Source organism: Williamsia muralis NBRC 105860 (assembly GCF_001598915.1).
GTDB classification, from domain to species: Bacteria; Actinomycetota; Actinomycetes; order Mycobacteriales; family Mycobacteriaceae; genus Williamsia; species Williamsia muralis.
Genome location: NZ_BDAP01000001.1, coordinates 1,240,873 through 1,262,155, shown reverse-complemented (window position 1 = coordinate 1,262,155; position 21,283 = coordinate 1,240,873). Strand labels below are relative to the sequence as shown.

General features: G+C 65.6%; 18 protein-coding genes. 8 read left to right on the top strand and 10 right to left on the bottom strand.

All coding sequences use genetic code 11. The features are described from left to right. Positions 1–65 precede the first annotated feature (65 nt). The 5 genes from WIMU1_RS06105 to WIMU1_RS06085 all read right to left on the bottom strand — a co-directional run bounded on the left by WIMU1_RS06105 (position 66) and on the right by WIMU1_RS06085 (position 5,179). A complete protein-coding gene (locus WIMU1_RS06105; RefSeq protein WP_062795503.1) occupies positions 66–1,049 on the bottom strand; it encodes an SDR family oxidoreductase in 984 nt (327 codons plus the stop codon). Between the two features lie 51 nt (positions 1,050–1,100). Next, positions 1,101–1,481 carry a nuclear transport factor 2 family protein gene (locus tag WIMU1_RS06100; protein ID WP_062795502.1) on the bottom strand — a complete coding sequence of 127 codons (381 nt, stop codon included), beginning with the start codon at positions 1,479–1,481 and terminating at the stop codon, positions 1,101–1,103. A 107-nt stretch (positions 1,482–1,588) separates the two neighbouring features. Further along, positions 1,589–2,989, bottom strand: coding sequence for an acyl-CoA synthetase (locus tag WIMU1_RS06095; RefSeq protein WP_062795940.1), 1,401 nt, complete (start codon positions 2,987–2,989; stop codon positions 1,589–1,591). 39 nt (positions 2,990–3,028) lie between these two features. Continuing rightward, positions 3,029–4,126, bottom strand: coding sequence for an NAD(P)/FAD-dependent oxidoreductase (locus WIMU1_RS06090; protein WP_062795938.1), 1,098 nt, complete (start codon positions 4,124–4,126; stop codon positions 3,029–3,031). Positions 4,127–4,159: 33 nt separating this feature from the next. Then, the gene (locus WIMU1_RS06085; RefSeq protein ID WP_062795501.1) at positions 4,160–5,179 is read right to left on the bottom strand and encodes a ketopantoate reductase family protein; all 1,020 of its coding nucleotides are present in this window, start codon (positions 5,177–5,179) and stop codon (positions 4,160–4,162) included. A gap of 140 nt (positions 5,180–5,319) precedes the next feature. On the opposite strand from WIMU1_RS06085, the gene WIMU1_RS06080 reads away from it, so the two are divergent. Then, positions 5,320–6,672, top strand: coding sequence for an FAD-binding oxidoreductase (locus tag WIMU1_RS06080; RefSeq protein WP_062795500.1), 1,353 nt, complete (start codon positions 5,320–5,322; stop codon positions 6,670–6,672). Between the two features lie 29 nt (positions 6,673–6,701). On the opposite strand, the gene WIMU1_RS06075 is transcribed toward WIMU1_RS06080, so the two are convergent. Next, positions 6,702–7,562 carry a sulfurtransferase gene (locus WIMU1_RS06075; RefSeq protein ID WP_062795499.1) on the bottom strand — a complete coding sequence of 287 codons (861 nt, stop codon included), beginning with the start codon at positions 7,560–7,562 and terminating at the stop codon, positions 6,702–6,704. Then, positions 7,562–8,458: a LysR family transcriptional regulator gene (locus tag WIMU1_RS06070; protein ID WP_062795498.1), complete on the bottom strand. Its 897-nt coding sequence runs from the start codon at positions 8,456–8,458 to the stop codon at positions 7,562–7,564. The genes WIMU1_RS06075 and WIMU1_RS06070 overlap by 1 nt, the downstream gene beginning before the upstream one ends. 332 nt (positions 8,459–8,790) lie before the next feature. Here WIMU1_RS06070 and WIMU1_RS06065 point away from each other — a divergent pair, with 332 nt between their 5' ends. Beyond that, positions 8,791–9,987 (top strand): LLM class flavin-dependent oxidoreductase, encoded by a 1,197-nt coding sequence (locus WIMU1_RS06065; protein ID WP_062795497.1) that lies wholly within the window; start codon positions 8,791–8,793, stop codon positions 9,985–9,987. A gap of 44 nt (positions 9,988–10,031) precedes the next feature. On the opposite strand, the gene WIMU1_RS26630 is transcribed toward WIMU1_RS06065, so the two are convergent. Continuing rightward, entirely contained in the window at positions 10,032–10,244 is a 213-nt protein-coding gene (locus WIMU1_RS26630; RefSeq protein WP_245969108.1) for a hypothetical protein, read from the bottom strand. On the opposite strand from WIMU1_RS26630, the gene WIMU1_RS06060 reads away from it, so the two are divergent. From WIMU1_RS06060 to WIMU1_RS06035, 6 genes are all read left to right on the top strand, one after another. Further along, positions 10,238–11,152: an acyl-CoA dehydrogenase family protein gene (locus WIMU1_RS06060; protein WP_245969109.1), complete on the top strand. Its 915-nt coding sequence runs from the start codon at positions 10,238–10,240 to the stop codon at positions 11,150–11,152. The two genes, WIMU1_RS26630 and WIMU1_RS06060, sit on opposite strands and share 7 nt — an antisense overlap. Positions 11,153–11,199: 47 nt before the next feature. After that, entirely contained in the window at positions 11,200–12,882 is a 1,683-nt protein-coding gene (locus tag WIMU1_RS06055) for an ABC transporter substrate-binding protein (protein ID WP_062795496.1), read from the top strand. A gap of 83 nt (positions 12,883–12,965) precedes the next feature. Then, on the top strand, positions 12,966–13,934 hold the full coding sequence (locus WIMU1_RS06050) for an ABC transporter permease (RefSeq protein WP_062795495.1): 969 nt from the start codon (positions 12,966–12,968) through the stop codon (positions 13,932–13,934). 1 nt (position 13,935) lies between these two features. Then, positions 13,936–14,934 (top strand): ABC transporter permease, encoded by a 999-nt coding sequence (locus WIMU1_RS06045; RefSeq protein WP_062795494.1) that lies wholly within the window; start codon positions 13,936–13,938, stop codon positions 14,932–14,934. Continuing rightward, complete coding sequence (locus WIMU1_RS06040) at positions 14,931–16,604, top strand: dipeptide ABC transporter ATP-binding protein (RefSeq protein ID WP_062795493.1); 1,674 nt, start codon at positions 14,931–14,933, stop codon at positions 16,602–16,604. The genes WIMU1_RS06045 and WIMU1_RS06040 overlap by 4 nt, the downstream gene beginning before the upstream one ends. 51 nt (positions 16,605–16,655) lie before the next feature. Next, the gene (locus WIMU1_RS06035; protein ID WP_062795492.1) at positions 16,656–17,402 is read left to right on the top strand and encodes a DUF1684 domain-containing protein; all 747 of its coding nucleotides are present in this window, start codon (positions 16,656–16,658) and stop codon (positions 17,400–17,402) included. 25 nt (positions 17,403–17,427) lie between these two features. Here the strand turns inward: WIMU1_RS06035 and WIMU1_RS06030 are convergent, their stop codons facing one another. Next, entirely contained in the window at positions 17,428–17,847 is a 420-nt protein-coding gene (locus WIMU1_RS06030; protein ID WP_062795491.1) for a nitroreductase family deazaflavin-dependent oxidoreductase, read from the bottom strand. Between the two features lie 27 nt (positions 17,848–17,874). Further along, the gene (locus tag WIMU1_RS06025; protein WP_062795490.1) at positions 17,875–21,210 is read right to left on the bottom strand and encodes a DEAD/DEAH box helicase; all 3,336 of its coding nucleotides are present in this window, start codon (positions 21,208–21,210) and stop codon (positions 17,875–17,877) included. Positions 21,211–21,283: the final 73 nt, after the last annotated feature.

Genomic DNA, 21,283 nt, shown 5'->3' with positions numbered 1-21,283 from the left:
ACGTCCCACTGCGAACAGACAATCATCAGACGAGGTGTGCGAGCGGACCGACCCGCCGGTGGCGGTCAGTCGAGAACGGTCGCCAGGTCGGCGAGGGTCTCGGCTGCGGAGTACTTCGGCTCCCAGCCGAGTACGTCACGCGCCTTCGACGTGTCCATCACCACCGATGTCTTGAGGATGTTGACCCACTCGGCATCTGACGGCTTGACGGGTAGACGGTTGATCACCTCGGCGACCACGGTGATCGACGCAGACGGGACCTTCACGGGCCGGGCGCCGAGGACACGACCGATGTCCGACAACGACACCGTGCCGGAACCGGCGATGTTGTAGGCGCCGGCCGGCGCGTCGGCGGTCGCGCACAGAGCGATGGCCCGGGCGACGTCGTCGTGATGGACGAGCTGCACCGGCACCCCGGTGTCCGGAAACGGGACCTTGGAACCGGGAATCGAGCCCGCTACCTTGCGGACGGGCTCGGGGATGTAGTTCCACGGCATCGCGTCGGCGAGGGCGGTGGCCTTCGGACCGGAGACGATGCACGGGCGGAGCATGAAGAGCTCGATCGACGAATCCTTGGTGATCTCCGCGATGACCTTCTCGACCTCGGCCTTCTGCTCGGAGTAGTAGTGCTCACGCGAACCGCGTGTGGGTACGTCCTCGGTCAGCGGCACAGGGTTGTCGGAGTGATAGCCGTACGCCGCGACCGACGAGGTGTAGACAATCCGCTTGGGGCGCTCGGCCGCGATGGTCGCCTCGAACACGTTGCGGGTGCCTGCGAGGTTGATGCGCTGCCCTTCGCTGCGCGAACCCAAGACGAGGAACGCCAGGTGCACCACCACGTCGGCGTCGCCGACCAGCGCATCAACTGCGTCGCGGTCGAGGATGTCACCCTGGCGATACTCGGTTTTGGTCCAGCCGTGCGATGACGGGTCGAACTCCCGCCGCGCCATCCCGAGGATCCGATCCACCCCTGGATCGGCCTCGAGCGCCGTGACTGCCGAGATCCCGATTTCCCCTGTCGGCCCTGTGACCGCAACTGTGAGTCCCATGGCCGGGGAGGTACCCCAACACCCGGCGAGCTATTCGTAGTCCGGCTAACGTCAGCTGCCGAGCACCGCTTCCAACTTCTCGCCCATCTTGTCGGCGAACGCGTGCGTGGCCTTCATCGGGCGCAGCATCACCGTGAACTCGTCGATCTCGTGGTCGGGGTTCTCGTGGATGAAGTCGCAACCGTGGACGTCGAGGCCGTCGACCTTCGCCTTGAACACCAGGCCGGTGTAGCCATCGAGCGGCGAGTCCAGCTCACGGATGTATTCGAAGTCCTCGAACGTCTCGAACGCGGTGCGCAAGATGGCGGCCACCGTCTCGCGCCCTTCGTACGGATGAAACGCCACCGGACTGTGAAAGGTGACCGATTCGGACAGCAGTGACTCGATGTCGTCGATGTTCTTCGCCTCGACTGCAGCACGGAATGCGTGCACAGGGAACCTCCTCGTCGTCGCCGTGCAACCACGCTAACGGCAGGTGCAGCCAGACGGGCAGGATTCGGCAAACGGGACAGGTTCACACCACAAGCGCTACGCAGCGGTCACAACAGCAACTTCTTCTGCACCTTGCCCATCGCATTGCGCGGCAGCGACTCGAGCACCCGAATCTCTCTGGGTCGCTTGTGGTTCGACAGCTCTGTCGCAACCAGGTCGATGAGGTCTTGCTCCACGATGCCCTCACCCACCACGCAGGCGACGATCCGCTGACCGAGGTCATCGTCCGGAACGCCGATCACCGCGGCCTCACGCACGCTCGGGTGCCCCAGCAGCACGGTCTCGATCTCCCCCGCGCCCACCCGGTAGCCGCCGGTTTTGATCAGGTCTGTGGATGACCGGCCGACGATTCGGTGCATGCCATCCGCATCGATCACCGCGACGTCGCCGGTGGCAAACCACCCGTCTTCCAACCAGGATTCTGCGGTGGCGTCGGGCCGGTTGAGGTATCCGGCGGCCACCATCGGCCCGCGAAGCTGCAGCGCGCCAATGCTTTCCCCGTCGTGCGGGACGTCTGCTCCCTCGTCGTCGCGCAGCCGCGTCTCGACGCCGGCCACCGGGGTGCCCACCCAGCCGGGTCGCCGCTCGCCGTCGGCACGAGTGCTCACGGTGATCAGTGTTTCGGTCATGCCATAGCGTTCGACGATCTCGTGGCCGGTGAGGTCTTCGATGGTGGTGAACACCGGGACCGGAAGCGGGGCACTCCCGGACACCAGGAGCCGGGCCGTTGCGAGCGCGCGCGCCGAGTCCTCGTCCGCGGCGATCCGAGCCCACACCGTCGGGACCCCGAAATACATCGATCCGTGTGCGGCCGCGTAGGCCTCGGGGGTCGGCTTCACGGTGTGCACCAGCGAACCGCCGACGCGGAGCGGACCGAGGGCACCCAGCACCAGGCCATGCACGTGAAAGAGCGGAAGACCATGGACCAGAACATCATCCGCGGTCCACGCCCAGGCATCGATGAGGGCGTCGAGCCCAGCCGCGATCGCACGGCGGGTCACCGGCACACCTTTGGGCAAGCCCGTTGTCCCCGATGTGTAGATGATCAGGGCCGTGGAGTCCGGGTGCGGCTCCGGATGGCTGTGCCACGACCGCGCGTACATCCGCACCGGAACCACCGGCAGACCCGGTTCAGCGGGCGCGGCCCCCAGCCACGCCTGCGCATCGGAGTCGGCGAGGATGTGCTCACGCTCGGCCGTGCCTGAGTCGGGCGGTACCGGGACCACAGCGACACCCGCGATGAGCGCACCGACGATCGCGACCACCGTCTGGGCGGTGGGTTCGGCGAGTACCGCGATGCGCCGGGCACCACGGATCCGTTCGGCGACCGACGTCGCGGCGCCGACGAGGTCACTGCGGGACAACACCACATCCCCCACGGTCACCACCGCAGGTTTGTCGGCGCCGTTGGCGAGGGCAGACTGATTCAGCGTCGGGAGGAGAACCACGGGTTTCACCTTGTCACATCGCTGGGCCGGCCCCAGTGGTCAGCCGCCGCCCAGCATCGACTCCGGACGGAACAGCTCGGGCACCGAACCGGCCGTCACCGATTGCGCCAGGGTCTCGCCCAACACGGGCGCGTGTTTGAAGAGATTGTGACCGGCCAGGACAAAGATGTGGTCGGCCTGCCAGATGGCAACGCCGTCATCGCCCCAGGGCAGAGTCGTGATCCAGCAACTGATGGGTCGCAACGGCTCCGGGTCCAAGCCGGGGAGGGCTCGCGCCACGTAGGCCGCGGCGCGATCGACGAGCTCGGCCAAGGAGTTCGGATCGGCCACACCGCCGGGCTCGTTGGTCTCCAATTCGCGAGCGATGCCCAATCCAAAAGCTGACCGATAGGGGTGCGCGGCCCCATAGACGCCGGCCTCTTCGAACACACCACTGCCGTCCTGCAGGTTCGGAAGCGCGGCCAGGCTGCCATCGCGCACCCGGAACGACGCCCGGGCATGCGCCGTGACCGTCACCGGCAGCGACAGTCCGATGCCGGCTGCCAACTGGACGGTGCCGCGGCCCGCGCACACCACCACGTCGCCGTGGACACTTACGTTCGAGCCGGCCCGCACTTCGACCCCTGCATCACCCAGCGGACGCACTGTCAGAACGTGGTCTGTGACAACCGGTGTGGCCAAGCTGTTCGCCAGTGCACCGATGGCGGCCTGGGTGCGGATGGCACCTGCACGCTCGTCGAACACGGCGGGGCCGTCATACGGCGCGAGAATTGGCATCAGCGAACGCAATTCGTCTCCGGACAGGTGCCGCACCGGGATGCCCGGACGCGACCGCAGTGTGTCGACCCGGCCGGCCGCGACCTCTCCGAGCGCGATCGACCCGTCTGCCGAGATGAGCTCGGTGCCGAGATCAGCGGACCAGCGGTCCCAGAGCGTCCGCGCCTCGACCGCAAGATCCACCATGCGTGGATCGTCATGCGCGTGCCGGAAAAGTCGTGATGCGCCAACCGATTGGCCGCCACCCGGCGGGCCGCTGTCGTACACGGTGACGGACAGACCGCTGCGCTGAAGTGCGTACGCGGTGGACAGGCCCACGATGCCCGCTCCGATGACAGCTACGTCTGAGGTCGAATGCACCTCGCCCACGATAGTGCCGAAGGTCCGGAGGAGTCAGCGTGCGGGCGACGCCGCCGCGAGTTCGACCAGGGAGTCGAGACCCGCCAGATCTGTGCCACCGCCTCGCTCCGATGCCGTACCCAGCAGCGCCTGCAATCTGGTGTTCAGGCGCGCGTCCACGCCGTGCAATCGGGCGAGCAGTGCGATCTCGCCGTTGAGGTGGTCCACCTCGTGCGAACCTGCTCCCCGCGCGAAACTCTGCCAGGTGGACTGTTGTCCCGCGACCACGTCGATGTCGGGGTCGAAGCTGGTCTGCTCGGGGTTGATGATGAGGTCGCGGGTGGCTCCGTACTCGATTCCAGCCGCGGTGAGCACCCGTCGCGCCTCCGCTTCGAGCGCCGACCCGATCTGGACCCGATCGGACTGGTCACCGGCCAGTACTTCGAGGCCGTTCTTCACGCTGTGGAGGATCTTGGTTGCCTTGATCTTGGTGATGTCAGCGGTCTCCGAGACATCGATGTTCACCGCCCGCAGATCTGCGGCGAACTCGCGAACGGCGTCCGCACCGATGCCGGTGGAGCGATACGGCTGACCCAGGTGCACGCCGCCCAGGCTGGGTTTGCCGCCCACTCTCACTTCGCCGACCTCGGTGTAGCGCGCGGCGATCAGGACCGTTGCACCGATGCTGTGCGCAAACCATCGCGCCACGGCTCGCTCGGCGTCGAGACCGTTCTGCAAGGTCACCACCGGCAGCGTCTCCGCGGCAGATCCGACCACCTCACCGGCCGGCGAGTGAACGGGCTTCCACGCCAGGGTTTCCGCGACGTCGCCCACGTGCTGGGTCTTGACGGCAAGCACCAGCACATCACCGGCGCGCAACTGCAGTTCGTCGATCGCGACGGCGTCGAGTCGAACACTTCGGATGCCCGCAGAGGTGCGGAAGGTCAGCGGGTTGCCGCGCAGATGGTCGAGGTTCGTGCCTCGGGCCACCACCACGACATCGGTGCGGTCACTCAAGGCGGCAGCGAAGCTGGCTCCGACTGCCCCGGCTCCGACGATCACGTATCTCGACATGAGCTGAAGCTACCGCCGGCCCGGCAGAACCAACAGGTGACAAGCGCTTTCGGATCAATCCGGTTCCATGTGGCCGACCGATCAGACATTGCGATCATCCGGAATTGGTGATCACACCGCTCGGGTGGACATGATGAAGCGTGACCTCCTTTGCCCTGTGGGAACAATCGCTCACCGGTACCGTCCGCACCGGCGCACAGATCCCGGACGAGTACCGCATCGACCGTTCGGGATTCACCCCGGTCGGCGCACCAGAAGTACTGGTGCAGGCAAAGACCGTCGACGATGTTCAACACGCGGTGACCTACGCGTCGGACACCGATTTGTGGGTGGTGATCCGGGGCGCTGGAACAGGTTTGGCCGGCGGCGCCAGTGCCGGGTCAGGCTCACTCGTCCTCGACGTGAGTGGCCTGAACCGCATCACCGACATCGCGCCCGCCGACGAACTCGCAGTGGTGGAACCGGGTGTCATCACGGCGGCATTGGACGCCGAAGCGGGCCGGTACGGATTGCGTTACGCGCCCGACCCGGCCAGCGCCTCGATCTCCACCATCGGTGGCAACATCGCCACCAACGCAGGTGGTCTCCGATGCGTCAAATACGGCGTGACCGGCGATTCGGTCCTGGGTCTGAGCGTTGTGCTGGCCGATGGCCGGTTGATCCACACCGGTCGTCGCACTGCCAAAGGTGTTGCAGGTCTGGACCTCACCAGTTTGTTCACCGGCTCGGAAGGAACTCTTGGGGTGATCGTGTCGGCGACGGTCCGCCTGCAGCCGAAGCCCACCGACACGGTCACCATCGCTGCATACTTCGACGATGTCGAGCAGGCGGCCGCGGCCACCACTGCAGTTCTGGCCGCGCGTGTTCGTCCCTCGATCATGGAACTGCTCGACGAGGCGTCGCTGCGGCAGAGCCGCGACTTCCTCGGTCTTCCCTCGGATGCCGCGGGCGCTTTTGTGGTGGCGCAGACCGATGGGTTCGGAGCTCACACCGAGGCGCGAATCGTGCAAGAAGTGTTCGGGCAGTTCAGCTCTCGGGTCAGCGTGGGCGACGATCCGCAGGTCTCCGATGAGTTGCTGGCGATTCGCCGAGCAGCGTTACCTGCGTTGGAACGCCACGGCCGAGCGCTCATCGAAGACATTGCGGTACCTCGTACCCGTATTGCCGACGCGATTCGGGCGGTCGCCGAGATCGCCACCCGCCACCGCACCGCCATCTACACGTTCGGCCACGCCGGCGACGGTAACCTGCACCCCATCATCGTGGTGGACCGCGATGACCCGGATGCGTATGACCGTGCTGTCGCCGCCGCCGACGAAATCTTCGGCACCGCACTGGCTTTGGGTGGAACGATCACCGGCGAACACGGCGTCGGTGTACTCAAACGGCGATGGCTCGAACGCGAGCTGGGGCCCGACGGTGTGGAACTACAACGGACCATCCGCAGGGCACTCGACCCGGCGGGGCTGTTCAACCCCGGCAAAACGGTCTGATCGCGCCGCGGGCGGTCCTGGTCGAACGCTCAGGCAGGCCCGGTGGCCACCGGATTGGTGGTGTCAGAACTCCACTGCGACCACGAGCCCGGGAACAGCGCCGCGTCGACGCCGGCGACCTTCAGCGCGACCAGGTCGACGGCCGCTGTGACTCCTGAGCCGCAGTAGACACCGACCGGCGCGGAACCATCGGCACCGGCGGAGGCGAACAGCTCACGCAATTGGTCTGCGTCACGGATGGTTCCGTCTTCACCAAGGGTCGCGGTGCTCGGCGCGTTCCCGGCGCCGGGGATGTGACCGGCGACCGGATCGACGGGTTCGACCTCTCCGCGGAACCGTTCGGGTGCGCGGGCGTCCACCAGAACACCCGAATCGGTGAACGTGGCAACTTCATCGGCGGTCAGGGTGGCCAGGGCCCCGCTGTAGAGATCGGTGTGCGCCAGCGTGACGTCGCCGGCGGCCGGTGACTCAGCACCCTTCGACAGCTCCTCGCCCGCGGCCACCCACGCACTCAATCCGCCGTCGAGGATGCGTACGCCTGTGATGCCGGCAGCGCTCAGTACCCACCACGCTCGGGCCGACCCGGCACGATTCCAATCGTCGTAGACCACCACTGGAACGCCGTCACGCAGACCCCACCGGCGAGCAGCCTTCTGCAAGTCGTCACCGCTGGGCAAGGGGTGGCGACCGCGGCCGGTCACGGAATGATCGGACAGCTCCGTCTCGAGGTCGACGTACACCGCGCCGGGGATGTGGCCTGTCTCGTAGTCGCCGCGGCCGTCCGGACGGTCGAGTCGCCAGCGCACGTCGAGCACTGTCACCGGGGCGTCACCGGCAATCAGCGACGCCAATTCGGTTGTGGTGATCAGCACTTCGTCACGCGAGGTCATCAGGCAACTCCTTGTAGGTGTGTTCCGCCGTCGCCGGCCTTGTCGGCAACCGTCCGGTAGTGCGCGGTGACCGCTTCGACGGCAGCCTGCTCCACATCGGTGTCGATGCCGCGCCGGGCGACGAGCCGGACGTCGATGTCGCCCATGTCCGGCAACGCTTCAACCTCCACGAGGCCTTCGGGAACCGGGCCCGAAAACGGTAGCAGGGCGATTCCGAGACCGGCACGCGCCGCGGCGAGAACCCCGTCGAGATTGCCGGACTCGGCACTGACCGTCACCGCGTAACCGAGGTCGTCGAGCTGAGCGAGCGCGCGGCGCCGCAGTCCGCACGGTTCCTCGAAGGCCACCAACGGGATCGAGCCCTCGACCTCGGTGATGTCCCATCCCGTCGCCGCCACCCACCGGAGCGCGAGCGCTCCGACTTCGGTGCCGATCGGCTCGGCGTTGCCGCCCAGCACCACGGCGAGATCGATCGCGCCCTTGCTGACCGATTCGGCCAGCGAGGTGGACCGCTCGATACGGAACTGCAACCAGACGTCCGGGTACGCGCCACGTAGCGCAGTCAGCAGTTCAGGCAGCAGACCATCCGCAGCGTGTTCGGTGGAACCGATGGTGAGCTTGTCCGGTACAGCCATCGAGAACCGTTGGAGCACCTCGTCTTGCGCCGCAAGCAACTTTCGGGCCTCCAGGACCAGGCGCTCCCCGGCTGCGGTGAACCGGGACCCGCGGCCGTCCTTGACCACCAGGGACTGCTTCAGTCGCTTCTCGAGCAGGCGGACGTGCTGGCTCACCGTCGGCTGACTCAGATGGAGAGAATCTGCCGCGCGCCGAAAGCCCCCGGTTTCGGCTATCGCGACAAGGGTGCGCAAATGCACCAAGTCCAACGGATCCGCCATCACACACTCACCTGTTCCCGCAAAGTCCTGGCCTGAGATATCTGGGTATGGACTACAGAATCCTCTATCGGCGACGACGATGCGTAGTTTGATTCGCAGCGCGTAAAACCCTGGCGCAACGGCCGGACTTAGGGCTATCTGATGGCATCGGCGAATGCTCTGACCTGCACAGATGAGATCAGTACAACCAATTGATTCCGATCGGCAATACGAATCGGAATCGGTGATCTCAACCCTGGTTCAGGGGCCCGAACGCCCCTAGCATCCATTTCCGAACCAGGCCCGGTCTTTCGGTCCTGCTCGCCACAGACACGTCAGGAAGGACCCCCCACATGACCGCCGATCCGTCCCAGGAGTCGTTGCCGGTGCCGGCCAGTGCCGCATCGAAGGTCGAGTTCATCAGCCTCACGCACCTGAACCCGTCCACCGAGCTCAACCCGATCCCGTCACGTGGCATCGACCTTCCGTTCTTCCGTCGCTACGTCCGGTCCCTCGAGGACGGTGGCTTCGACATGACGCTGCTGCCGTACGGGTCCAACACCGCCGACTCGTTCGTGATGGCCTCTGCCGTAGGCCAGCTCAGCGACACGATCAAACCGATCGTCGCCCTGCGCCCCAACACGGTGTTCCCCACGGTGGCCGCGCAGCAGCTGGCTACCCTCGACCAGCTGACCGAAGGTCGCGCGCTGGTCCACCTGATCTCCGGCGGCAACGACGCCGAGCAGGCCCGGCAGGGTGACTACCTCACCAAGGAGCAGCGCTACACCCGCACCGATGAGTTCGTCGACATCCTGCGGGACTCGTGGACCAAGACAGAACCGTTCTCCCACAGTGGAACCCACTACAAGTTCGACAACTTCGGTCCCGGCTTCGCCCCCTACGGCGCCCAGGTCCCGATCTCGATCGGCGGACAGTCCGACGCCGCGTTCGAGATCGGTGGACGCAAGGCCGACATCTTCAGCTTCTGGGGAGAACCGTTGGCGGACATCAAGAGCCAGATCGAGCGCGTACACCGCATCGCCGCCGAGTCCGGCCGCACGGACCGGCCGCGCATCTGGGTCACGTTCCGTCCCATCATCGACCGCACCGACGATCTCGCCTGGGCCAAGGCTCACGACTACGTCGACCGTATCGAGGCCAATTTCTCGAAGAACCCTGTGTACAAGGCCATCGCCGGCAACACCCCGCAGAACGTCGGATCGCAGCGCGCACTGGACTTCGCGAACCGTAAAGACATCTACGACCGAGCGCTGTGGACCCGGACCGCAGCCGCCGTCAACGGTGCAGGCGCGTCCACCGCTCTGGTCGGCAGCGCCGAGACAGTCGCCGCGGCCATCCTCGACTACATCGACCTGGGCGCCGATCTGGTCTCCATCCGTGGATACGACACCCTCAACGACGCCATCGACTACGGCCGTTACGTGGTGCCGCTGGTTCGTCAAGAACTCGCCCACCGCGAGGCCACCGGCAAGCGCGGCACCCTGCAGTCCGATCACCTCGGCGCCTTCGCGACGGCCGGACAGGCATGACCATCGCATCGGTGAGTTCGGTGACGTTGCCGGCACCGGACCTCTCACCGTCCGGCCTCAAGGCGCTGACCGCCGAAGTCGCCCTCACCGCTGAGCAATACGACCGAAGTGGAGATATCCCGATGGCCGGCCTGGCTGCCGCCCATCGGGGCGGTTACCTCACGGCCACCGTGGCAGCACGGTTCGGCGGTCCCGAGGCCGGACCGTTCGAGGTTGTGCAGATCCTCTCCGCGCTCGGTGAAGGCGACCTGTGGCACTCATCGCCGCCAACAACCTGGCGATCCACCAGATGCAGGCGGCCACGAACTCCTGGCCCGCCGACCTCTACGACGACCTGCTCCGGCAGTCGGTGCAGGGACCGGCCCCGGTCAACGTGATCCGCGCCGAACCCGAACTCGGTGCACCGGCGCGCGGCGGTCTGCCGAAGACCATCGCGCGGCGGACCGCGAACGGTTGGACCCTCACCGGCCGCAAGACCTTTGCCACCGGAGGGACGGCACTGGCGTACCACCTGGTCTGGGCGATCACCGATGAAGAGGAGCCGAGGGTCGGGCACGTGATCGTTCCCGCCGACTCCGCCGGGATCACTTGGCACCAGACCTGGGATCACCTGGGACTGCGCGCCTCCAACACCCATGACGTCAGCTACGCAGGTGTCGAGGTCGGCGAGGAGAACTTCCTCGAGATCCCGAAGACCGATGGCGTCTACCGCGACCCCGCAGTGGCCACCGGCCCAACGGGTTTCGGCCATCCCGCGCTGTACGTCGGAGTTGCGCGGGCGGCCCGTACGGCATTCGTGACATACGCCCGTGAACGCGTACCGACCGCGTTGGGCCGTCCCATTGCCGAGACCGAACGGATCCAGGCCATCGCCGGTGAGATCGACGCCCAGATAGTGCAGGCCGAAACCCTGCTCTACGGAACACTTCTGCGCGTCGCCGCCGACGATCCCGCCGTGGCTGCAGGTCTGTCATTGGTCAAGGTCCAGATCGCCCGGTCGGTGATCGCCGCGGTCCAGACCGCGGTCGCCGCACTCGGCAACGCGGCGCTCACCCGCCACAACCCACTGGAGCGACATTTGCGCGATGTGCTCTGTGTTCGCGTGCATCCGCCCCAGGAAGACACCGCTCTGCTGGCCGCCGGTCGCGCGCTCCTGCGCGGCTGATCCCGTTCGACCGCTTCATCAACTCATCCGAAAGAAGAACCACGACAATGCGTCAACACACCCGCACGAGATCCGGCCGCTGGAAGGTCGCAGGCGCACTCGCCCTGATGTCGACCCTGGTCGCGACCGCGTGCAGCTCCGGCGGAAACGCCGAATCCGGCCCCAGCGGCGACGCCGCCAATCCCGTCCGCGGCGGCACCCTCGACATCGCCTACTTCCCGGACAACCCCACCTTCACCTGTGTTGACCCGTTCCAGACCTATTGGATCGAGCACCGCTCAGTAATCCGCAACATCGCGGATTCGCTGACCGACCAGAACCCGGACACCGGCGAGATCGTGCCCTGGCTGGCCAGCAAGTGGGAAATCAGCCCGGACGGCCTCGACTACACCTTCACCCTGCGCGACGGCGTGACCTTCTCCGACGGAGCACCGCTGAACGCCGAGGCCGTCAAGGCCAACTTCGACGCCTTTGTTGCACTGGCAAAGTCGAGCGGCGGCACCGCCTTCGGCGCCAGCTACATTCTGGGCCTCGAGTCCACCACTGTAGTCAACCCCTCGACGGTGAAGTTCCACTTCACCCAGCCGAACTCGTCCTTCTTGCAGGCGACGTCCACCACAAACCTCGCCTTGATCTCGCCGGCGTCGTTCCAGATGACCCCGGAAGAGCGGTGCCTCGGCCAGTTCAGCGGTTCCGGTCTGTTCAAGCTCGACAACTACACCCCCGGCCAGGGCATCTCGCTCAGCCGGCGGGCCGGGTACACCTGGGGATCGAGCCTCAACAAGAACACCGGCGAGGCGTACCTCGATTCGGTCAAGTACAGCTACGTCGCCGAAGACAGCGTCCGCACCGGCAATCTGGTCAGCGGCGCCGTCGACATCACCTGGCCCCGCAACCCGTTGACCGTCGAAGATCAAGAACTGATCAAGAACTCCGGTGGCTACATCGAGTCGCGGTCACTGCCCGGCGTCTCGAACACGTTGTTCCCGAACGTCAGTGCCGGCAAGCCGTTGTCCGACCCGCAGGTCCGCGAGGCGCTCTACAAGGCGACCGACCTCAAGACCAACGCGGCCACGGTCTACGGCCCCGACTACCCCGTCGTCGAAGGCGCATTCGACCTCACCACACCGTTCTTCGAGTCACAGGCCGGCAAGCTGGGCTTCGATCCCGACGGCGCCGGCAAGCTGCTCGACGCCGCCGGCTGGACCAAGCCCGCCGGCAGTGAGTACCGGTCCAAGAACGGTCAGCAGCTGACCCTCACCCTGCCCGTCGTCGGACAGTTCGCGGCCGGTAACGAGCTCCTGCAGGATCAGTGGCGTCAGGTGGGCATCGACCTGCAGCTGAAGGTGGTCACTCAGGCCGAGTCGATCGGTCTTCTCAAGAGTGGTGGCTACGATCTGATCGGAAACTACTTCACCCGCGCCGATCCCGGTGCGCTGCAGTTCATCCTGGTCGAAGCGCTCGCCAACCAGAAGGCACTCGCCAAGAACGCGGCCTCCCCCGAGGTGGCGGCGCAGATCCAGCAGCTGTTCACGAAGGCCGTGCAGACCACCGACGAGGCCCAGACCAAACAGGCCTACGCCGATCTGCAGAACCTGCTGATCGATCAGGGTGTCAGCTTCCCGCTGTTCGAACGCCAACAGCTGGCCGGCGTCAGCAACAAGGTCAACGGCTTCCGGTTCACGTCTGAGAGCTTCTTGGCACTCAACGACGTGTTCCTTCAGCCGTAATCGACCACGCATCAACCGAGCTCGACCGGTTGGCCCCGGGTGAAGACCACCGGGGCCAACCGCCACAGGAAGGAACCGCAGCCATGCGCAGGTACATAGCAGGCCGAATCGCCCAGGCGGTTGTGGTGTTGTGGGCAGCATTCACGTTGACGTTCGTGATCCTCTACCTCCTGCCCAGCGATGCCGTCGGCATCCAGCTGGGCGCGGCCGGACTCGACCCAGACACCATGTCCCCGGAAGAGTTGCTGGCGGTCAAGTCCAAGTACGGACTCGACAAATCCATGGTCGACCAATACTTCTCACTGCTGAGCGGCGCCGTTCGCGGAGAATGGGGCCTGTCGATCTCCAAGCAGGCACCGGTTTCCGACCTGATCGCCGAACGCCTCGGCGGCACGCTGACCCTCAGTGTGCTGGCCGGGCTACTCGCAGTCATCGCCGGGACCGTCCTCGCGTACCTCGCCGCGTTCGTCCAGTTCAAGCCCGTCCGGATCCTGCTGGACCGCTTGCCCGCGTTCGGCGTTGCGGTTCCGTCCTTCCTGATCGCCCTGATCCTCATCCAGGTCTTCGCATTCAACCTCGGCTGGTTACCCTCGCAGGGATCGGGTGGTGCCGAGTACCTCATCCTGCCGGTGATCACGATGGCCATCCCCACCACGGCGGCGTTGGCGCAGGTGCTGACCCGGAGTTTCAACGAAACGCTGAGCGAGCAGTACATCGTGACCGCCAGGGCCAAGGGCCTGTCCCGCGGTGCCGTGCAGCGCAAGCATGCGTTCCGCAACGCCGCCCTGCCGGCGCTGACCATCTTCGGTCTGCTCGTCGGGGTGACGGTGACGAGCGCCATCGTGACCGAGACCGTGTTCAACCGCAACGGAATCGGCAAGCTGGCACAGGAAGCGGTTCTCGCCCAGGACATTCCGGTGGTACTCGCCATCGTGACGCTGGCTGCAGCCGCGTTTGTCCTGGTCAACCTGATCGTCGATCTCCTCTATCCGCTGCTCGATCCTCGCATCGCCCACACGACGAAAGTCCGCACGAAGACGAAGGTGAGCTGACATGACCGAGACGCTGAAAGACCGCATCGAGAATGGTCGAGCTCCGCTTCGCTCCGTCTCCGACACATCCAGCTCGAGTGCCAGTGCACTGGGGATCGATCTGCCGGTGGAGCGGCCTGTCGCGAAGCCCGACCGTTCGCTGACTATGCCGGGCGCAACCGAACCCGGAGGACGCTGGGGTCCGTTGCGGGAAACCACCGCGAAAGCTGTTCGGCGGCCTCTGTTTGTCCTGACCGTGCTGTTCATCGCGTTTGTCGGGGTGTCGGCGTTCTTCCCGTCCTGGTTCACTTCCTACGACCCCTACCGCACCGCCCCGGCCGACCGACTGTTGGCGCCGAGCACAACTCACCTGTTCGGTACCGACGAGATGGGCCGCGACCTGTGGACGCGGACACTGTACGGATCAACCTTGACGATCGAGGCAGCTCTGATCGCCCTGGCCATCGCAGTCGTGGCCGGGCTCACGCTCGGCGTGATCTCGGGGTTCTTCAGTGGCGTCACCGATTCGGTGATCATGCGGTTCGTCGATGTTCTGCTGGCCATTCCCGGTCTGCTGCTGGCCTTGGCGATCGTCACCGCGCTCGGCTTCGGCACCGTCCCCGTCGCCATCGCCGTGGGTATCGGCATCGTCCCCGGTTTCGCCCGGACGACCCGCGCCGAGGTGCTGCGGGTCAAGACCCTCCCCTACGTGGAGGCGGCCCGTGCGGGTGGCGCCTCATGGACGCGGGTCCTGTTGCGGCACATCTTGCCCAACTCGTGGGGTCCGGTCGCGGTCCTCGCAGTCCTGGACTTCGGTGTCGCGATCATCGCGATCGCTGCACTGAGCTTCCTCGGCTTCGGTGCCGCACCACCGCAGGCCGAGTGGGGCACCCTCGTCTCCACCGGACGCAACTTCCTTGTCACCGCCCCGTGGGTCTCGCTGATGCCTGGTCTGTTCATCGCGATCACAGTGCTTTCGCTCAACCACATCTCCAAGACCCTTCAGGAACTCGAACGATGACCACCAACCTCAGCAAGTCGGCATCTGATGCTCGCGTCCCGATCGTCGACATCCGTGGCCTGAACATCGGCTACCGACGGAACCGGCAGGTGACGCCCGCCGTCCACGACCTGGATCTGCGGGTGAATCCCGGCGAGGTGGTTGCGGTCGTCGGTGAGTCGGGTTCCGGCAAGACCACCACCGCGAACGCGATCATCGGGTTGTTGCCCGCCAACGGGCGAGTGACCTCTGGATCGATCAAGGTCGGCGGCGTGGAGATCGCCGGCGTCAAGGAGAAAGTGGTTCGGCGACTGCGGGGTTCGGTGGTCGGACTCATCCCGCAGGACCCGATGGTGGGACTGAATCCCACTCAGCGCATCGGGGTACAGGTCGCCGAAGCCGTAAAACTCCGTGGTGTCCGCGGAGCCGAGATCGGTGACGAGGTGATCGACGCTCTCACCAAAGCCGGCCTCGACGACCCCGCCGAGCGCATCCGCCGCTACCCACACGAACTCTCCGGCGGTCAACGTCAGCGCGTTCTGATCGCGATCGCGCTGGCGGGCAAACCCGACCTGATCATCGCCGACGAACCGACCAGCGCGCTCGACGTCACCGTGCAGGCCCGCATCCTCGACCACCTCGAGTCACTCGTGCGCGACACCGGCACCGCCCTGTTGATCATCACCCACGATCTGGCGGTCGCCGCGGACCGTGCCGACCGGGTGATCGTCATGCAGCACGGGCACATCGTCGAAGAGGGTTCGCCGGCAAGCATTCTCGTCGAGCCCGACAACTCGTACACCCGCCGGCTGATCGCCGCGGCACCCGCGCTCGCCCAGGGCGGCGTCATCACACCCCGTTTTGTGGTCGCTCCCGACCAGGTCGAGGTCGACAATCCCATCATCGAACTCGACTCGGTGACAAAGAGATTCGACGTCAGCGGGGGCAAGCCGTTCACTGCCCTCGACGGCATCTCCGTTCGCGTAGCCGCCGGCCGGACCCACGCCCTCGTCGGAGAGTCCGGATCGGGCAAGACCACCACTCTGCGAGTGGCCATGGGCTTGGAGAAGCCGACGTCAGGCCGGGTTCGCTTCGACGGCACCGACATCACCGATCTCTCCTGGCGTGAACTCCGACCGCTGCGCCGGCGATTCCAGCTGGTGCATCAGGATCCGTTCGCCTCACTCGATCCACGCTTCACTGTGCGCGACAGCATCATCGAGCCGCTGGTGTCGTTCCGGATCGGTGATCGCCGCTCCCGCCATCACAAGGCCGCAGAACTGCTCGACCAGGTGGGTCTGCCCCGCGACCATCTCGATCGGTTGCCGGTCGAGTTGTCGGGTGGGCAACGTCAACGTGTGGCCATCGCCCGATCCCTGGTGCTCGAACCGGAAGTGGTACTCCTCGACGAACCCGTATCGGCGCTCGACGTCTCGGTGCAGGAACAGATCCTCGAACTGCTCGCCGAACTGCAGGAGCGTCTCGGCCTGACCTATCTGTTCATCTCTCATGACCTCGCCGTGGTCGCTCAGGTGGCACATACCGTGTCCGTGTTCAACAAGGGCAAGATCGTCGAATCCGGTTCCGTTGCAGACGTATTCCAGCACCCGTCGAACCCGTACACCCAGCGCCTGCTCGACGCCATCCCGGGCAAACGCGCAGCCGCGCGCACCGCTTCGCTGACCCACTGATCAACCGAACGTCCACTCTCGCTGTACCGACCCGAACCGAAAGGCATCACGGTGACCACTTCCGCCACCACAACAGACCATTGGCTCGACCAGTGGCATCTCTGGCGCGCCGACCGCGACGTCGCCGCGACCGCACCGCACGGTCTGGCTTCGGTCACCGGCACGTACTGGCTCGATGATCAACCGCAGACCATCAATCCGCTTCCCGGCTCGTGGACCGCCGTCGACGGCACGGCCGTTGTCAGCCGTCTCGGCGAGGCCGATGCCTCCCTCGAGCCCGGATCGAAGCAGGATTTTGATGACGTGACGGTGGCTGTCCTCGCCCGGGCAGGACGCGTGGCGGTCCGGGTCTTCGACCCGCAGGCACCCACTCGCCTGGCACTGTCAGGCATCGAAGCTTTTGACCCGGATCCGTCCTGGGTTCTGAAGGGGACCATCGAACTCGACGAGGACGAACTGCCGTTCGATCACGTCGACGGGTTCGTCGGGTCCAAGGCCACCGCGACCATACAGGTGACGGTGGACGGGGCGGCGCTTACGTTGTCGGGCATCGCGAGGCCGGACGGGGGCGCTCAACTCGTGTTCGCCGACTCGACAAACGGCAGCGAAACACAGCGGTTCCGATTTCTCGACGTCGAACCGGCGGATGCGGACGGCCGCGTGGTGGTGGACTTCAACCGGGCTTACCTGCCGCCCTGCACGTTCACCGATCACTACCTGTGTCCGCTGCCGCCGCAGAACAATCGGTTCGAGTTCCCGGTGAGGGCCGGCGAACGCCGCCTGATCACCAAGGGCTGACCAGGCGGCGGCCGGCGCTTTCGGGTCAGATGCGCTCGAGAACCACCACGGGGATGGGACGCGACGTCTTGGTCTGGTAGTCGTCGTAGTCCGGCCACACCTCGACCATGCGGGACCACATCGCCGGTTTCTCCTCGTCGTTGGCCACTCGCGCTCGAACGGCAATCCGCTCGTCTTTGACCTGGATCTCCGCTTCGGGGTTGTCCTGCAGATTGAGGAACCAAGCAGGCGGCGCGTCGGCCCCACCCTTCGATGCCACCACAAGATAGGCATTGTCTTCCCAGGTGCGGAAGATCAAGGCATGTCGTCGCTCGTCGCCAGACTTTCGACCCTTGGTGAACAGGATGAGGATCTCGGTCCCCTTCCAGTGGAAGCCTTCTTCCCCGTTCGTCTCGAGATAACGCTGGACGTGCGCTTCGCCGTGTAGTTCATCAACATTTGCCATCACTACAGCGTGCCAGCGAAGTTGTGATCAGTCGAGCATGTGCCTGATGTCGTCGGCACTGACTGTCGATGAGAACATGTTCCCGTCGTCGACCACGGCACTGAACAGCTCGCGTTTCCGGTTCTGTAGCGCAACGACTTTCGCCTCGATGGTGTCGGCCGACACCAGCCGGTACACGGTGACCGGCCGGGTCTGGCCGATTCGATGGGTACGGTCGACTGCCTGCGCCTCGGCTGCCGGATTCCACCAGGGGTCGCACACGAAGCAGTAGTCCGCCTCGGTCAGGTTGAGGCCGAAACCGCCCGCCTTGAGGCTGATCAGGAAGACCTGGGTGGTGCCCTCGGTGAACGCGCTGACCGCTTCGGCGCGTTCACGCGAGGACAGCGAGCCGTCGAGGTAGCTGTAGGTGATGCCGTCACCGTCGAGTCCGCGCCGCAGCACGTCCAGGAAGCCGGTGAACGAACTGAAGATCAGGGCACTGTGCCCCTCGGCGATGAGCTCGGGAAGCTGCTCTCGGATGAAGTCGACCTTCGCCGACGCAACCTCGGCGTCGGCCGGATCGACGAGCCCGGCGTGCAGACTCAACTGCCGGAGCATGGTCAACGAGCGGAAGATCTGGAAGCGGTTCTTCTCGAGGTCGCCCAGCAGCCCGAGGACGATTTCGCGTTCGCGCACCAGACGGGTGTCGTAGATCTTTCGGTGCCTCGCCGACAGTTCGACGTGCAGTATCTGCTCCTGCTTGGCAGGGAGATCGCGGGCCACCTGATCTTTGGTACGTCGCAACATCACCGGTTTGATCCGCTTGCGCAGCACCGGGAGACGTTCGGGGTCTTCGCCTTTCTCGATGGGTTTACGGAAGTAGTCTGCGAATGCCTTGGGGTCGGGGAACAGTCCCGGAACGGTGATGGAGAGCAGTGACCACAGTTCCATCAGGTTGTTCTCCATCGGCGTACCGGTGATGGCCAGTTTGAACGGTGTCTTCAGACGTCGCGCACACAGATGCGCTTTCGAGTTGCGGTTCTTGACGAACTGGGCCTCATCGAGCACCATTGCCGCCCAGTGCTGTTCGTCGTAGGCCGGGAAATCGATACGCAGCAATGCGTAGGTGGTGATCACAACATCGGCGTCGGCGATGATCTCGGCCAGGGGTGTACGCCCACGCGCTTGCGTCGCTGTGATGGTGACCGCTCGCAGATCCGTGAACCGGTGGCATTCCGACGCCCAGTTGTTCACCACACTCGTGGGTGCGACCACAAGGAACCTGCCGGTCTCGCCGTTCTCCCGGGCCCGGCCGAACAGGGCCAGCGTCTGAAGTGTCTTGCCCAGCCCCATGTCGTCGGCCAGCACGCCTCCGAAGCCGTTGTCCCACAGGAAGGACAGCCAGTTGAGCCCGTCGAGCTGGTAGTCACGCAGAGTGGCGTGAAGCATTACCGGTGGTTGGACCGGTTCCGGCGGCCGTGCCGCACTGAGCGTCGCGATGCGCTCCTGCCATGCCTGCAGCTGTTCATCGACCACGCCGAGTTCGAGCAGTTCCTCCCACAATGTGACGTTTGTGGGTACCGCGGGCACCTTCCCGGACTCGGCCTCGCCGAGGACCTCCGCCTCGTCCATCAGCTGACGCAGCTTCACGAGTTCGGGTGAGTCCAGCGGGAAGTAGACGCCCGATGGCAACAACATGTGCGTTGCGCCGGTGGACAATTCGGCGAGCACCTCCGCGATGGGTATCTGCTCACCGTCGACGTCCATGGTGATGTCGAGATCAAGCCAATCGGTGTCGGCGGATTGCGAGCCCGCGATGCGCAGCCGTGCCCGCTCGGTGACCTGCCGGTAACGCTGCGCCACCTCGGCGACCTCGACGATCAGGTCGTCGCGGCCCGCGAGTGCCGGTAGCACCTCGGCGCACAGCCGCGCCGTTTCAAGGGGGTTCAGGTGTACGTCGTGCCGCAAGAAATGCGTGGTGACACCGTTGACGGCCTCCTCGTAGTCAACAGGTCCCACCTCGTCTGCCTGCCGGACCCGGCCAGAGCCTCGCTGTGCGTCGAAGGCCGCGATCAATCGCCGGCCGGCCGCGTCCGAGGTGAGGGCGACCGCAGCCAGCGCCTCGCGGATCGACTCCCAGATCCGCTCCTCGATTGCGCGGTCTCGCCACGACGGCTGTGTGCCGATGGCGTCGTCGAGGTCGCGAGGCGTGCTGTTGACCAGATAGCGCATCGCCCAATGAGTATGCGCGACATCGCCGGTGAAACGGACGGTTACCACCGGCGTCGGGCCAGAGATGGTGGGCGCCACGAACACCGAGTCGTCGACCCGGATCGGTACCGACTCGCGAAGCCGAGGCAACACCACATCGGCGAATCTGGAGACGTCCGCGGCGGGGATGACAATCGGTTGGTCACCGTGCAGCAACGCCGCGGCGGGCGCGTCGGCCGAATCGAAGGGGGCGAGGGTGAGTACACCATCGGCATCGAGATAGCCGATCCCATGCGGATCGCCCTTTCCGAGAATGGTCACCTCAGACGTCGGCACCACGTTTCCGTCGATGGTCACCTCGACCGAGACGTGGGCATCGGCACCGACCTCTCCGCTGACCGAGACGGTGAGCCCAGCCCGTTTGGCAACCTGCACGGTATTGATCCCCGAGGCCGGGTCGCCGAGCAGAGGAATACCCGCTGCTGCCGCCGCGTCGAGTTGTTGCCAGATGGTGGCAGGCGCGTCCGCCAGGATCAGCCCGTGTGGAAGTCCGTACGGGGTGGTGCGCATGGAGTCGCGCGCCATCGACTGCAACACCGAGAGCTGCTGTGCCGCAAATGTTCCAGGCTTGAGATCGACGATGGCCGGCCAGTCGACACCTGACTTGATCCAGGCGCTGCGGGTGCCCGGTCGCATCGGCCGCAACGCGAGTTGGGCCCGGTGAGTGCGCGATGCGAACAGCGAAGGCGCGCTGAGGAACACCTGCAGCGCAAGCTTTTCGGGAGGTTCCGGGTGGTTTTCGGAGTAGAGCACCTGCAGCGTGCGCTCCCATTGCGGCGAACGCTGGATCGGCGGAGTGGCTGCGGTGGCGGCCTCATCGGCGAAGGTCAGTAGCAGCGCGACGGCATGCTTACAGAAATAGCCAACAGGACACGTGCATCCGGCATCAGCGAGCTTCCAATCGGGGCCGAGGTGGCTGAAGACGACGCGCACCGAATACGTGGCGACGCCCGTGCCCTGACAGCGACCGGTGAGTCTGCGTTTGTCGTCGTCCCATTGCACGGCGGCGACACGGCGTTGTCGCGCATACGCCGACCCACGCTGAATCGCCCCGGCATCGAAGTCGCCCTTCAACGCGTCCGGGGTGATGGTGTACGCCCACTCGGTGGTCATTGGTTGCAGGTTATCGCCGCACGCAGACACGACCAGGCCCGCCGGGGTCAGACCTGCAAATCGGCTTGACGCG

Coding starts and splice junctions, on each gene's coding strand:
- WIMU1_RS06105 (WP_062795503.1), bottom strand. CDS start 1,049: ATGGGACTCACAGTTGCGGTCACAGGGCCGACAGGGGAAATCGGGATC.
- WIMU1_RS06085 (WP_062795501.1), bottom strand. CDS start 5,179: ATGTCGAGATACGTGATCGTCGGAGCCGGGGCAGTCGGAGCCAGCTTC.
- WIMU1_RS06075 (WP_062795499.1), bottom strand. CDS start 7,562: ATGACCTCGCGTGACGAAGTGCTGATCACCACAACCGAATTGGCGTCG.
- WIMU1_RS06070 (WP_062795498.1), bottom strand. CDS start 8,458: ATGGCGGATCCGTTGGACTTGGTGCATTTGCGCACCCTTGTCGCGATA.
- WIMU1_RS06065 (WP_062795497.1), top strand. CDS start 8,791: ATGACCGCCGATCCGTCCCAGGAGTCGTTGCCGGTGCCGGCCAGTGCC.
- WIMU1_RS06055 (WP_062795496.1), top strand. CDS start 11,200: ATGCGTCAACACACCCGCACGAGATCCGGCCGCTGGAAGGTCGCAGGC.
- WIMU1_RS06050 (WP_062795495.1), top strand. CDS start 12,966: ATGCGCAGGTACATAGCAGGCCGAATCGCCCAGGCGGTTGTGGTGTTG.
- WIMU1_RS06045 (WP_062795494.1), top strand. CDS start 13,936: ATGACCGAGACGCTGAAAGACCGCATCGAGAATGGTCGAGCTCCGCTT.
- WIMU1_RS06040 (WP_062795493.1), top strand. CDS start 14,931: ATGACCACCAACCTCAGCAAGTCGGCATCTGATGCTCGCGTCCCGATC.
- WIMU1_RS06030 (WP_062795491.1), bottom strand. CDS start 17,847: ATGGCAAATGTTGATGAACTACACGGCGAAGCGCACGTCCAGCGTTAT.
- WIMU1_RS06025 (WP_062795490.1), bottom strand. CDS start 21,210: ATGACCACCGAGTGGGCGTACACCATCACCCCGGACGCGTTGAAGGGC.